Raw genomic sequence first — 12925 nt, 5'->3', positions numbered from 1 at the left:
GAAACCTGCCACACAACCCACTCGTTACCTCTTGTTAACGAATTGCACGCCATTTCGGTAAGTCTCAAGTCCCGAACCCCGCACCTCGAAGCTCTCGCATGAGCATGTCTTTTGAGATCTGCACGACCTCCCTTTCTGCTACCAAGCCACCGCTTACCTGATTGATGATTGTAATGTTGATGATTTTCCCTCCCCCACCGCGACTGCCACCCCCACCCATGTTGATTGGTATGATTTCTGCTTGTGATGACATGCTTGGTATATCTGAACCAGTGTTGGTGAGTGTAGGCATTCTACTCCATGGGAATCCTTTTGCTGCTGGTATTACCCCACCTGCTGCCTCTATCTTTGAGCCTCCCTTTGACATGGGGACTACAGATACCATCTCTGGCTGACCACCCTCGGCAACCAAGAAGGAAAGAGGGTGGGGAGGGTGGAGGTTGGGACCTTCTATTCCCAACTTATCTTGCTACTGCCTTACTTCAGTCTTGGAGGGTTGATCTTCCATGTGAATTTTGCAGGCGTTGGGTCCTCATTTCCTGAAGTGTCAATTGCCTTGACTTCGAATGTGTGTTCTATTGCCTTCTGAAGGTCAGTGTATGACACTCCGCTTGTACAGTCTGTGAACTGTGCTCCATCTAGGCTACACTGGTACTTTTGCACTCCAATGTTGTCAGAGCCGTTGAAGAAGAATTTCGCACTTGTCGAGGTAGTCGTAGCTATTTTCTTTGGAGTGGTTTTGAGCTGAACGCCCTTGCCATCAAACGCACCTGTGATTTTGGTGTCGGGTGCAATGGTGTCACAGACCTCTTCCGCAATAGCCTTGCCAGTTGGAAGAGTGCCGTTGTAGGTGCCTCCACATTTCTTGATAATTGATCCGAATTCGTTGTCTATGGTGCCGGCATTATCCATCTCGCCACCTGAAAAGATGATAATGTGACCGTCGTTTACTATATCACTACCAGCGATGTTGTTGAAAAAGCCGTGAACGTTGATAACACCCGCGTCTTCATTGAGTAAGTCCTCATAGTTGCTGACGATGCCGCCGGAGTTAATATCAAGGATATTGGAATTGCGGAGTGATTGGAAATTGACGATGCCGTTGCCCGCGGTATTGGCGACGGAAATGCTACCTGCATTGATGAGGCTGGCGCCGCCGTTGATGTCGATTCCCTCGCTAAAGGCGCCGCTATTGCTTATCGTAATACTGCCAGTGCTCTCGTTGGTGAAGAAACCGCCGATGTTGAATATACCAAAGCTGGGCCCGCTGTTACCTATCGAAATGTCTCCAGAGTTGGTGATGATATCTTGACTATGGATGCCGCTTCCTCCGTCGCTATTACTCACAACGATACTCCCAGTGCTCTCGTTGGTGAACGTACCCTCCAGGTTTTCGATGCCTGCGCTAGTTGTGCCAGTACTGCTTATTGCAATACTGCCAGAGTTGGTAAATGTTCCCGGAAGGCCAAATGTGCCGTTCTGAATACCTCTAGTATCTTCTCCGCTATTGCTTATTGTGATAGTTCCAGAGCTGGTGAGTGTCCCTTCTTTGTTAAAGATTCCTGTGTTATCGCTGCCGCTATTAGTCACCGTCAACGGACCGAAATTCTCTATGTTCCCGGAGTTGAGGATGCCGGTGCTACTAAAAAGGGTATTACTGACATTCAAACTTCCGGAGTCTGTATTGGTGAGGGTGCCGAGATTGTTGAAAATGCCTAAGCTGTCGCCGCTATTGCTTATTGTCATAGTTCCAGAGTTGGTGATGATGTCGGAGTTGTAGATGCCCGTCCCACCGCTATTGCTAATGTTCACTATCCCGGAGTTTGTGTTATCAAACGTGCCTTCGCTCTGGAAGCCATCACCCGCGCTATTTTCCACATTCACCTCTCCATAGTTTGTAATGGTGTTGCTGCTACCCTCCATAAAGATGCCAGTCAGGCCGGTATTAATCACGTTCACCGTCCCGGAGTTTGTGTTTTCGAAGGTAGTACCGCCGGTGCCGAGGATGCCCCTCGCTCCGCTATTAGCAACAGTAAGCGTGCCAGAGTTGGTGAAGGAGGAGCCGAGGCCGTTGTGGATGCCAACCTGGCCGGTATTAATCACGTTCACTTCTTCATAGTTTGTAAAGGTGCCGTCGTTGCGGATGCCGGTGCTGATGATGCCGCTATTAGCCACAGTCAAAGTGCCAGAGTTGGTGAGGGTGCCGGAGTTGTCGATGCCGGTGCTGAAGTCGCCGCTATTAGTCACGTTCACGGTGCCGGAGGCTTCGATCGCGATGGTCCCCTCATTAGTGATTCCGACTTCCTGACCGGCAGTACCGTCATTGTTAACAACAAGGATGACACCGGACGGAACAGTCAGGGTCTCCCCTGATCCAATTGTAATTCCTGTGGTAATAGTACAGGTATTGCCGCCAGTCCAAACTCCGGGGCCCGGGAATGACTCGCAAAGTAACTGATCAAGCGCACCTCCAACTGCATATGCCTTTTGATTAAACGAACCTCCTATCAAGAACACTATGGCAAAAAGCGCACCGGTAATTGCGAGTAGGCCTGAGACCCCGCAGATAGTAGAACTTAGATCCTTCATTCCCCTCTTCATGTCATCTGCAGATAAACAAAGGGTACTATAAAACCCTAGTAGGAATATAGTACCGGAACTTGATTATCCTAGTAAAGGGATATGGTACTGCGAATTACTTCGTCTCTTATGGGATTGTTGCAAGTACTATGCAGTTAATCTAACCTGTTGGCATCAGAATCATCAATGGTGATCTAGAGAAGTTTGGCCCGCCATGCTGCTCCCTGTAGTGAAATCTGATAAATTATTGACTTAGCCAATTATTCCCATCTCCTGGGGGGCGCGTTCTGGCCTACCACAAATTAGACAGAATTCCTCTTTATCAGCAGGGTTGTGATCCTTGGCGTAATGATTCTGTAAAGACGTTGGATCTTCGAACAGTTTTCCACAATCCTTGCATCGTAACTGGATGTTGGGTACGTCATCTTGAACGACTGCCCTGCTTTCGCGCAAGATTCTGGATTTTTTATCAGCTGGTCGGAGGCTGTTTGTGAGTAAGCTCAATCCTGTGAATGCGCCAAACGGGAGCATTTCCACCGAGACGGCGTTTAGAATCCCGGCCCGAATAAGAACGTCAGTCCGTGTGTCGGCTAATTCGATTACTGTGATAACTGCGTCTTCAGCATCATCGTAATACGAACTAACGACTCGGTTATCAGGATATTGTAATTGTACTGCAAAAGCGCTATCGTCTTCATTATGATCAATTTTGATTCGGCTGTTATTCAGGGTTGGTGTCCATTTTTTCAGGATTTCCCTGCTTACGTCGGTGTTGCCGGCATGATATATCCCTGGATGGATGGCCACAACTTTGTACCTCACGCGCTCTGACCCCTCCCTAACGTATAGACCGGCCAGCTTGTCGAGAGCCTTCAGGAATTTGTACTGTCGTTCTGATGGAAGGTTGCGCGTGTACTGTAGGAGTTGAGTTTTGACTTGCGTTGGGGTCATTCAGACCCCTCCTTCACCCGTTTTACTTCCGGGGCCAGAAGTTGTTGTGATTGGATATCGTTTGTCACTGAAAATGCCGGCGCCGGTTCCCGTTGCTGCCAGGCGTAAAAAAAGGTACGAGAATTACGGCGCGGCGAGTGTGAAATTAATCCCCTCTTTGGTCTTGATATTGGAGGAATTGGGTGTGGATATCGAGCTTTCATTGCCGTTGCCATTCCCCTGTTGCCAAGTTCAATACCTCCACCCTCTTTGAAGCGCGGGGTTTCTCATCCAGTACAGCGAATGTAGCTGGTGGGGTTGGTGTTAGTTGTTTATCACCCAATGGGCTTGGCTTTTGTGGCTTTTCCAACTCCGGGATTGGCCGATCTGGTGGCTCTGCCAAACGTGCTGCCAGATAGGCATGATGATTTACCCCTCCGTTTATTCTCACAGCGAACGCGTCAAGCCGTTTTTGGTATTCTTCAGGCGTCTCAACCTGAGTTGCTTCTGTTATCGTTATTCCCCGCTCCTTACACCAAAAAACCTGAAATTCCTCCGGCGGGTCAGGGATTGTTATTGTGGGTCTCTGGACTCCCCCCCTATACTCGTTATCCGGCCCCCATTCGCACTCCCAATACCTACCTGAATATTCTGCATACCCTCTCACACGATGCAGCTCCTGCCAGTACTTAGACTCTGATTCTGTTTGCAGTGGGGATTCGTAATTCCTGGTATTTTTCCATCCTAAGGCTATCAGGTACTCTCGACACATAAGCTGGTAAGTCTCTGACAGCCAATCGAAGGGCTCCATCTTACACTCTTCCTCTTCTGGTATTGCATCATCAAGCTCCCCGAACGTCATTTGGCAAGCTCCTTCTTGGCCCACTCGATCCATCGCAGCGTTTTGTTAAGGACGTTGGAATCTGAGAGAAAGTCTCGCTGAGTAATGTAGGCATCCTTGACCAGTTGTAAGGCAGCTATATGCGTTCGCTCGTCTCGTGTAGAGTCTGCAAGCTCCCAAGCTGACTTTATGATGCTGCCGATCCCAGATAGCGCCTTCTCCACCTCGAAAGGTAGAGTTTCCTCGACGTATGTTTTGATGCGTGACCTTGCACCCTCTCGCAGGGCTGAAACGTCACGCGATATGGTGGCCTTGTCGACACCTAAAATCTTGGCACACTCTGACTGATTATGGCCCTTGCTCAACAGTTCAATGACTTTACCTCGACGGAGTTCAACCAAGTCGTATTTATCCGCAGATTGCAATTCTGTCTGTAATTCTTGCATACCCCCGTTCTCACTTGTCAGGGTGGTTGCATTCTCTGTCAAGATGGAACCTCCAGATTGCTTGATTGCTTAGGTGAACTGCCCACTATCTCTCCTACTATATCATTTTCTGTACCAAGGGTGTTGGTGGTTTTACCTAAGTAATCGTGCAGTCGCTTATCCTTCTGTTCGGCTTTCAGTCTTAGCCCTATATCGTGGTAGGGTCTACCTTTACCCCTTACCGTCTTTTGGCGATGAATGACACCCAACGCCTTCAGTTCTTCCCCTAACTTACGTTCATCAAAGTACCGGGTTCCGTGTGTTACGCAGTATTTTCGGTACGCCTCCCGGAGTACTGACGACTCGATGGCGTACTCTTCATTTCCTATTTCAACTTCGCATTCTTCTTTAATGAATCCCTTAATCCTACTGGTGTTTTCGACGTATTTCCGGCGCAATTCTTCCATGTCTGTCTCATGAAATCCGCCCTCTACCTTCAGGCATCTAACACCAACCAAGGCCAGATTCAAAACACCGCTCATTTCTTGGGAGGTGGTCAACTTGTCAATCAGGTGGACATCGTTATCCTCACCTTCAAACACACGCCTAAACTCCACGACAAGCCACCGGCGGAGCCACGCATAGGACTTGTCCCTCGTGTCCGGTATGCGGTTTGCAAACATGACAAAGACCGCATTGTTCGCAAATTCAAACGGCTGCCCATATTTCTTCTGCGCCTTCAGAGTCTTGCCGCTGATCAGAGTCTTGATATACGATGTGTTCTTGATGATCGAATCGACATCGACATCATCAACCAAATTTAACCACTTGCCGAAAAGGTCAGCCTTTGCGAACTTGTCGTCACTGAGATCCTGGGGTGGGGTATGCGTGACCAGTTCATCACCCACGAATCTCTCAATAACCATCCCTAAGGTGCTCTTACCGTTGCGACCTTCTCCGACGCCTATCATCCCCGTCTCGTATGTTGCCTTTCGTAGAATGATAGTCCCGAGTAGCTTTATGACCTGCTTAACGTCACCTTGCATCAAGACATCCCTCAGGAACCTTATGTTTGCCGTGGGCCATGCTTTCGGGTCATAGGCATGGGGCATCTTGGATAGGCTCAACTTGCTTGGTGAATGGTCAACAAACTCCCGGGTGTTGATGTTTAACCATCCATTATTCACGTGCAACCAATCGGGGTCATTGTCAAACTCTGAACGGTCGGTGTAAGTACATGTTTGAATGTAGTAAATGATTTCCGACATTTCGTGTTTTGAAATGTTTCGATTAATCTGCTCCCGTACAGTCTGCTCGATAACGCGCTCTGCGCCCGCTTCATGGTAGCCGTTCTTACTGTAAAACCGCATTTCCCCCGTGTCCTGAATGGTCCTGATGTGATAAGTTGCAATGAGAGAGTCCCCTACTGCTGACAGGGTACGCTCTAATTGTGGCTCCATCATGCGACAGCCACCAACTCTATCGGCTGATTCTTTGCTTCAGCCTGCGCCCTGAGTTGAGCTTTCATGTCACGCACGACTTGCTCGAAATCAGATTCCCAGAAATCTACATCAAATTTGAATAGCGCCCGCCGTAGGTCTTGCCAGTTATTACCCCGCGTTTTGAATCGAAGCGCCATTTCGCCGTTGATATAAAACCAGGGCCCCTCGAGACTAACATAGATTAAGTGGGTTTCCCTGGCCTCTGCAAGTGATTTCGTCGATGTCGGAATCTCCATTGGCGTGGGTTTGTACTCCCACACCGCTTTTCTGAATTGGTCCGGCGTGGTTGCATCGGTGATCATTGTCGCGGCCCCTCCTCCCTCACGATTCGTAGCTGGCAGGTCTGAAGCCGGCGATTAGCCGCAGCAACTTGCTCAATGCATCTGCTGATTATGAATTCCTCATTCGGCTCGCACGTGTGCCTACGCCCATCTTTCTCGATTGGAATTTTCATCCCTGTCGATGTGACAACTTCGCTGGAGAAGAGGACCAATGCGCCACAGTCACGGCAATTTTTTGTGTAATCGATGTTAGGAAGGCTGTGCACTCTTTCCTCCTCCCAATGAAATTCCCAGCTCTGCCTCTAACGCTTCGCGCCGTCGACGTTTTTCATCTTCAATCTTGGCTTGCCTGTCTATTTTTTGCTGCTTATTACGTTCGTGTTCACGCTGCGCCTGTTCCAGCTTCTTTCTTCTATTTTCCTCCGCCAGGAAACCCGAAATCATTGCCAACGCTTCTGGTAAAACCTGTCTGCCAGTTTCCAGGATGCTCCGAATATCGCGCCCGAAGGGTACAATCTTGTTGCTTCGGGAAAGCCACTCAACATTTTTCCTTTGGTGCTCCGTAGGTTCTTTTTCGAGCTGTTCGATAATTGATTTCAACATTTCTATTTGACTCTGGCAACGCTTGTGTGGGGAAAACGCGTAATAGCCCGCTACTGCCCAAAGTTCTAAGATTGGTTTTATAGCCTCGAGCTGGCTGATTCGCGTCTTGCAGTACTGTACGATTTCTTTTTCGTGGTCGATTTTCGATTGCTGTACGACAGACTGGATTTTTTGACTTAGTTGTTGAAACATTCCCTAGTTCCTCTTGGTCGGTGGTCGTCTGACAGCGGCTCCGATGTCGGTCGTCGGGATAGCGCCGCCTGTGCCGGCATAACCCTTATTCGAATAGCTTCGCGTGTCGTCGGATGGCGTCGAGACAGCTATGTGCGATCTCGCAATTGCGTTTTCGATGGGTCGTCCATTACCGCGCTCTGGGGCCGGTCCAGTACTTTTGTCGATTACGTTCGCGTGCATCTGAATTGCCTGGTCGATATTCTTGGGCTGTTCGGTTTTCCTGCGCTGCCTTGTGCCGGCTGAAGTTCCGGCATCTGAAATGATTATGGCCATTTAGGCTCTGCCTCTGTCATTCTGTGGTCCCTGCGTGAGAGAGTGCTGGACAAGTCGAAGCATAAAACGACTTCTCGATACGTCGCCGCGCTCCCTATCTATCTTTTCTACGAGCTCCCGAGGGAAGCTCAGATTGACGTTTGTCACGTTTGACATATTAATTATAGGTAAAAACATAAATATAACCAAGATGCATCATATTAGTGACTTTGGTCATAAAAAGAAGTAAACGGGTTGGGCTGTTGACGGAGAGCGAAAGGAGCTACTTGCGGCTACGGGATACGCCAGAAGTGGGTAAACGACTTCGGTGGAATTTTCTAAACTCTCTGACCACGCGGCTGGGGGCGTGTGTGGAGGATGTAGAAGCGCTAAAGAATAGTAGAAACCAGTTTATCAGAGGTTGGGTATCTTCACATCTGGGAGAGCTACATCAAATTACAAGTGCGGTAAATGCATTATCAGAACTCGAGTTCGGCCCTATCTACTTGGGGAAAGTTCAATGGAAATCATTAGATGACAAACATAAACGGGTTTACTGGTACGATGCTAACGACCATTCGAAACCACACTATGAGCACATTTCTGATCCGGACCACCGGCTGCGCGGAATAAAACCCAGGAACATACGTAATACACTACGGCAGGGTTTCGAGATTGACCAGAAGTATTTTTCCACATTGAGAAGTCCTGCCAAGCCTAAACTCTTTGCGATTCCCCGAAGTGAAGACAAAGCAGCAACTATAGAACAGATTAAAGATAACATCGTGGAAATAAGAGAGATTGTCCGGGGCCACGCTCATCATGGCTAGTCCGCGAATTCGCGTTTTACTGCCAAAAACTGGAAGATTAGCCCTCTAGTGCTTCAGTGATTTTTTTAGCCTCTTCAATCTCTGCAGACGTGCTGGGGCGTGCTACCGCGCCAAGTGCTTTGGCTATCACCTGCACTATTTCATTCTGGCTGTATCCCTTTTTTTCGAGCTCAGTAGCTAATGCTGAAAGCAAGTCTTTGCTTCCCTTACGATAACCCTCAAAACCTTTCTCTGCCTTTTCGAGCCTGATTTTTACGTCCAAGTATTGCTTTTTGACAAAATCCAAGTCAGACGCCTGGGTTTTCAGGGTGTCCACTTGCTGCCTTAGCTGTTTTTCTTCTGATATGGTCAGCAAATCAACGGCTTTCAGGTACTCGGCTAATAACTCGTCCTCACCCGGCCTCAAATACGATTTGTCAAGTCCTACATCATGGCCCATGAGCACCTCTTTGATCAGTGGCTTGACCCCTGCCTTTTGGAGCATGGTGTTAAACATCTTGCGAAAAGCGTGGAAACGCATCACGTCATGGCGCAGGTTAGAATTCGCCAGCTTGGTCCTTACGCCACTGTCCAGGAGGGCGCGGTTGAGCGTGGCCTCAATGCTGTATAGTGACATGGCTTTGGGCTTTGCCGCGTCTTCCGGTGCGAATTGTTCTCTCAGGAGGGGAGCATCTGGAGTTATCTCTTCCCCCTTCCGGCGTCGGTAATCCAGGTATTCATCAATGACCCCTGCCCCCTCCGGAGTGGCGAAAGACGTGTATTCCTCTTTCTCCCCGGCGTAGACCGTGAGCTGATAGAGCCCTTCATTTTCGCGCTTCTTGAGATCCCTGATTTTCAGGTGGGGTAGTGCGCCTATCCTGAGGCCGGCAAGCAAAAGGAATATCATAACGCGCTTGCGCTCGTCACACTTGTCCAAAATTCTCTGAATCTCCTCTTTTGTGTACAGCCTGTCCTTCTGAGGTTCTTTCTTGCCTGAGTTTTTCTTTATCATAGTCCAGTTTAGGACGCGGTCGTTTGCGTTATAGAAGTGCTGTACGCCTGCCAGTTTTGTCCTGATAGAGCTTGATGATATCCCGCCGGCTTTCATGTGGGCTATCCAGTCGATTATCTTCCCCTTGACCTCGACCGGGTCCTTTTCCGTTAGCAAGTCGGCATACATTTCCGCTTTGCAGAAATATTTGTACTGTGTGAGGGATAGGTCGTAACTGCGCTTGGTATCGTCCGTCTCTAGTGTATTCATGAAATTTGAATAGCATTTTTCCTTACTTCTCTCGTGTATGTTTCTCTTCCAGGTCTCTTCCTGCGCCACTTGCACGTCTCTATATAAAGCGGAGAGCTATAAAAGACTTATTACCACCCATCTAGTATGTGTAAACGAGATGAAAGCCGACCTCGACGCGCTCGACTTGCGGCTTATTGAGACATTGCAAAAAGACGGCTCGCTTCCGTTTGTGGAGGCTGCTGAAAAACTGGGCGTGACCGAGGGCACGGTCCGGAATAGGGTGCGCAGGCTTCGCCGGCTGGGCGTCATACGCAAGTTCACCATTTCTGTCGACCCGCTCGCGCTCGGGCAGTCAGTAGTGGCTTTCGTGCTACTCAACGCTGCACAGGGCAGGCTCAACGACGTCGCGAAAAAGCTCTCGTTGCTTGACGCGGTCTCCGAGGTGCACGAGACCCACACGTACGGCGACCTTTTCCTCAAGGTCAGGGCCAAGAGCGCAAGCGACCTTGCCGGCATAGTCTCAAACAACATCAAGGCGGTGCCTGGAGTGGCCGGCACGCAGGTGCTCTCCGTCCTCAACGTCTGGAAGGACTCGCCATAGCAAACGATTTATCACCTGCAAGGTTACTGACAGAGTCTAGCTGTATTGCTTGACATTATAACGACAGTGATAATACTGGTTGCCGTGGGGCTTGGCGCTGGCACTCTGGGCTCGATGATAGGCGTTGGAGGTGGCATCATAATGGTGCCGGCGCTTGCGTTCCTTGGGCTCCCGCCGACCCAGATAGCGAGCACCAGCCTGTTTGCAGTCGCGTCGACGAGCGTTTCTTCAACGATGGCGTATTCGCGACAGAAAAGAATAGACTACAAGCTGGGCGCAGAGATGGCCACGTTTGCCATACCCGGCGCAGTCATCGGCGCGCTATTGTCCGGCCAATTTACGGCACAGGACTTTCGCCTGTACTTTGGCATATTGCTCTCATTGGTGGGACTGTACGTTGCGTTCCGGAGCTCCATCCTGAAGGAAAAAGGCGAGAAAAGGAGGTCGCCGGGCAGGCGCGCTGCCATGTATGCGATAACGTTTGGCGCAGGTATAATATCGAGCCTGTTTGGCGTTGGCGGCGGCATGATATTCGTGCCGACGATGCTGCTCGTGCTCGGTATGGCCGTGCAAAAGGTAGCTCCAACGTCGCAGCTGACGCTCATGATGACTGCAATCGTCGGCGTCTTCACCCACTCTGCGCTCGGGCATCCTGACTACCTTTACGCAATAGCGCTCTCTGCAGGCGCGTTTGTCGGCGCACAACTGGGTGCAAGGTGGTCCAAGAAGGCAAAGGAAGTTTTGGTCCAGCGGATGCTCGGCATCGTGCTCATGGGTGTTGCGGCTAAGTTCATTTTCGACTGGCTGTCAGCAAGGTAAAGGGGCTAGGCCCGCGCCTCGTCAACGTAGAATATGGCCTCGTTTCGCTTCAGTGCTGCGCCGGCGGCCAAACTCAGTATCGAGGCGTGTAGGCGGTCCGCATTTGGCTCGGTACCCTCGCTGTTGCCGGCGAGCACCAGGTGCAGCTTTATCGCAGAGCCAAGCACGTCGCCAAGCTCTTGGTTCACAGTTGCGGTGTAGGGCCTTAGCGCGCCCCTGAACACGTCTGCCCTAGAACGCAAGAGCCCGGAGATCCTTTTTCCAACCGGGGCGTCAGGACCGACCACTATTACCGTGCCTTTCGTCCCCTTGAACATTGAGGGCTGGTCGAGCGCGCTTTGCGGCGCCATCGCAATCACCGCCTCTTTCACGACTAGTCCCGGGATGTACAGGTAGTTGTCGACAAGCGCGTCCCACTGCTTCCTTGACATGGCGCTGAATGCCGCGTTGTAGTCATAGTCGCCGGTGAAGTGTATTACAGAGTCGATAGAGCCAAAGCGCGTTCTGGCGGTGTTGAATATGCGCCGGACCACAGCCTCGTCGAGAAAGTCTATGGCATGGCTGTGAAATTCCTTGAAGTGAGCCTCGTCGGCAGGGTTCCTATACAGCACAATTACCTGCTTGACGCCGGACACCTGCGCGATCTCTGATATTTGTTTGACGCGCCCGACATCTTTTGCAGCCGACGATGTCGTGGTGAGCACAATGACTTTGTCTTTCAGTTCTGATCCCGGGAGTATGTCGACGCCAGTGCCGACTATTGGCTTGACAGGATAAAAGACGCGGTCGTTGGGTATCACCCTACCGTTTATCAGCTTGCTTATCCTCTCGTCTGACAGGTTCAGGACCATCTCGGCCACCTCGTCCTGCGCGAGGAACTCGCCGTCTACTATCATCTTGCTCGTGTTTCCCTGGATCTTTTCGGCGATTTCCTGCATCTTGTCAAGGGCTCCCTTGACAGTTCCGGCAAGTATTGCCACGGTCGCGTCGTCGCTCTGGCCCCGCTTAGTTGCTATTTCTGTCGCGGCGTCCTTACACGCCTTTGCGACGACACCGTCAGGGTCGCCCAGAAAGGGCAGCGCCTTTGCGGTGACAACCTCTATTTCTGTTGAAGAAAGTTCAGGGTAACCCCCGACGCGCAGAAATTCTGCCGCGGCCTTGGGATACACGGTCTTGTATATTCTGTCAGAGTGGACGGGGCCGGGGTTTGTCGCAATCGAGCGAATACCCCGCTCGGCAAGCTCCCAGGCAAGGCATTCTGCCAGCCTGTTCTTGGCGCCCTGGGAGGCGGTGTAGGGCGTCCTGAAGCGGTACGGCCTCTGCTCGTAGCGGTTTTCCTCCGAAAAGAACGTGGATATCGTTATCACCTTGCCCCCCTTTTCCATCGCCTTGAGCCCTGCGGCAGAAGTCCAGAACGTGCCCGTAAGGTGTATCGCGATGCACTCGCGGAAGTCCATGACACTTGCGTTTGTGAAAGTCTTGACAGGGCCGGATACCCCCGCGTTGTTGACTATGATGTCGACCCTACCAAATTCCTTCTTGATGCCTGCAAACATGGAATTGATGCCTTCTTCGTCTGACACATCTACTCCGGGGAATATCGCGACTTTGCCATTTGAGCCGACCTTCTTGATAATGTCGTCCAGAGTCGCAGCGGTCTGGTCGAGCGGCTCCTTGCGCCTGCCCATTATGGCAATGTTGGCGCCATTTTCTGCAAACCTCTTTGCAATGGCCTGGCCAATGCCGGTACCACTCCCGGTAACAACAACAGTCTTGCCCTCAAATTTCAAGCCGCTCATGCTTCA

Annotated in this window: 13 protein-coding genes; 3 read left to right on the top strand and 10 right to left on the bottom strand. The window is 50.7% G+C overall.

Annotation, left to right across the window (positions count from 1 at the left end):
* Positions 1-64: 64 nt before the first annotated feature.
* The 8 genes from VGA14_RS01480 to VGA14_RS01445 form a co-directional block, all read right to left on the bottom strand.
* A complete protein-coding gene (locus VGA14_RS01480; RefSeq protein WP_331001968.1) occupies positions 65-385 on the bottom strand; it encodes a hypothetical protein in 321 nt (106 codons plus the stop codon).
* A 92-nt stretch (positions 386-477) separates the two neighbouring features.
* Positions 478-2601, bottom strand: coding sequence for a hypothetical protein (locus VGA14_RS01475; protein WP_331001967.1), 2124 nt, complete (start codon positions 2599-2601; stop codon positions 478-480).
* 231 nt (positions 2602-2832) lie between these two features.
* Positions 2833-3531 (bottom strand): hypothetical protein, encoded by a 699-nt coding sequence (locus tag VGA14_RS01470; protein WP_331001966.1) that lies wholly within the window; start codon positions 3529-3531, stop codon positions 2833-2835.
* 199 nt (positions 3532-3730) lie between these two features.
* Positions 3731-4372 carry a hypothetical protein gene (locus VGA14_RS01465; RefSeq protein WP_331001965.1) on the bottom strand — a complete coding sequence of 214 codons (642 nt, stop codon included), beginning with the start codon at positions 4370-4372 and terminating at the stop codon, positions 3731-3733.
* Entirely contained in the window at positions 4369-4839 is a 471-nt protein-coding gene (locus VGA14_RS01460; protein ID WP_331001964.1) for a helix-turn-helix domain-containing protein, read from the bottom strand. Before VGA14_RS01460 ends, VGA14_RS01465 begins: the two co-directional genes overlap by 4 nt.
* Positions 4836-6239 (bottom strand): phage/plasmid primase, P4 family, encoded by a 1404-nt coding sequence (locus VGA14_RS01455; protein WP_331001963.1) that lies wholly within the window; start codon positions 6237-6239, stop codon positions 4836-4838. Before VGA14_RS01455 ends, VGA14_RS01460 begins: the two co-directional genes overlap by 4 nt.
* Positions 6236-6580 carry a hypothetical protein gene (locus VGA14_RS01450; protein WP_331001962.1) on the bottom strand — a complete coding sequence of 115 codons (345 nt, stop codon included), beginning with the start codon at positions 6578-6580 and terminating at the stop codon, positions 6236-6238. Before VGA14_RS01450 ends, VGA14_RS01455 begins: the two co-directional genes overlap by 4 nt.
* A 228-nt stretch (positions 6581-6808) precedes the next feature.
* Positions 6809-7354 (bottom strand): hypothetical protein, encoded by a 546-nt coding sequence (locus VGA14_RS01445; protein WP_331001961.1) that lies wholly within the window; start codon positions 7352-7354, stop codon positions 6809-6811.
* A gap of 665 nt (positions 7355-8019) precedes the next feature.
* On the opposite strand from VGA14_RS01445, the gene VGA14_RS01440 reads away from it, so the two are divergent.
* Positions 8020-8478: a hypothetical protein gene (locus tag VGA14_RS01440; protein ID WP_331001960.1), complete on the top strand. Its 459-nt coding sequence runs from the start codon at positions 8020-8022 to the stop codon at positions 8476-8478.
* A gap of 37 nt (positions 8479-8515) precedes the next feature.
* On the opposite strand, the gene VGA14_RS01435 is transcribed toward VGA14_RS01440, so the two are convergent.
* Positions 8516-9793 carry a site-specific integrase gene (locus tag VGA14_RS01435; protein WP_331001959.1) on the bottom strand — a complete coding sequence of 426 codons (1278 nt, stop codon included), beginning with the start codon at positions 9791-9793 and terminating at the stop codon, positions 8516-8518.
* A gap of 64 nt (positions 9794-9857) precedes the next feature.
* Here VGA14_RS01435 and VGA14_RS01430 point away from each other — a divergent pair, with 64 nt between their 5' ends.
* Entirely contained in the window at positions 9858-10301 is a 444-nt protein-coding gene (locus VGA14_RS01430; RefSeq protein ID WP_331001958.1) for an Lrp/AsnC family transcriptional regulator, read from the top strand.
* A gap of 45 nt (positions 10302-10346) precedes the next feature.
* Entirely contained in the window at positions 10347-11120 is a 774-nt protein-coding gene (locus VGA14_RS01425) for a sulfite exporter TauE/SafE family protein (RefSeq protein ID WP_331001957.1), read from the top strand.
* 5 nt (positions 11121-11125) lie between these two features.
* Here the strand turns inward: VGA14_RS01425 and VGA14_RS01420 are convergent, their stop codons facing one another.
* On the bottom strand, positions 11126-12919 hold the full coding sequence (locus VGA14_RS01420) for an SDR family NAD(P)-dependent oxidoreductase (RefSeq protein WP_331001956.1): 1794 nt from the start codon (positions 12917-12919) through the stop codon (positions 11126-11128).
* Positions 12920-12925: the final 6 nt, after the last annotated feature.

It is taken from the genome of Nitrososphaera sp. (assembly GCF_036397675.1).
Classification (GTDB): Archaea; Thermoproteota; Nitrososphaeria; order Nitrososphaerales; family Nitrososphaeraceae; genus Nitrososphaera.
The sequence above is the reverse complement of the archived record's forward strand: the minus strand, read 5'-3'. Positions and strand labels throughout refer to the sequence as shown.

Bases quoted from the DNA above. Each gene is read 5' to 3' on its own strand.
- VGA14_RS01480 (WP_331001968.1), bottom strand. From the start codon at position 385: ATGGTATCTGTAGTCCCCATGTCAAAGGGAGGCTCAAAGATAGAGGCA.
- VGA14_RS01475 (WP_331001967.1), bottom strand. From the start codon at position 2,601: ATGAAGAGGGGAATGAAGGATCTAAGTTCTACTATCTGCGGGGTCTCA.
- VGA14_RS01470 (WP_331001966.1), bottom strand. From the start codon at position 3,531: ATGACCCCAACGCAAGTCAAAACTCAACTCCTACAGTACACGCGCAAC.
- VGA14_RS01465 (WP_331001965.1), bottom strand. From the start codon at position 4,372: ATGACGTTCGGGGAGCTTGATGATGCAATACCAGAAGAGGAAGAGTGT.
- VGA14_RS01455 (WP_331001963.1), bottom strand. From the start codon at position 6,239: ATGATGGAGCCACAATTAGAGCGTACCCTGTCAGCAGTAGGGGACTCT.
- VGA14_RS01450 (WP_331001962.1), bottom strand. From the start codon at position 6,580: ATGATCACCGATGCAACCACGCCGGACCAATTCAGAAAAGCGGTGTGG.
- VGA14_RS01445 (WP_331001961.1), bottom strand. From the start codon at position 7,354: ATGTTTCAACAACTAAGTCAAAAAATCCAGTCTGTCGTACAGCAATCG.
- VGA14_RS01430 (WP_331001958.1), top strand. From the start codon at position 9,858: ATGAAAGCCGACCTCGACGCGCTCGACTTGCGGCTTATTGAGACATTG.
- VGA14_RS01420 (WP_331001956.1), bottom strand. From the start codon at position 12,919: ATGAGCGGCTTGAAATTTGAGGGCAAGACTGTTGTTGTTACCGGGAGT.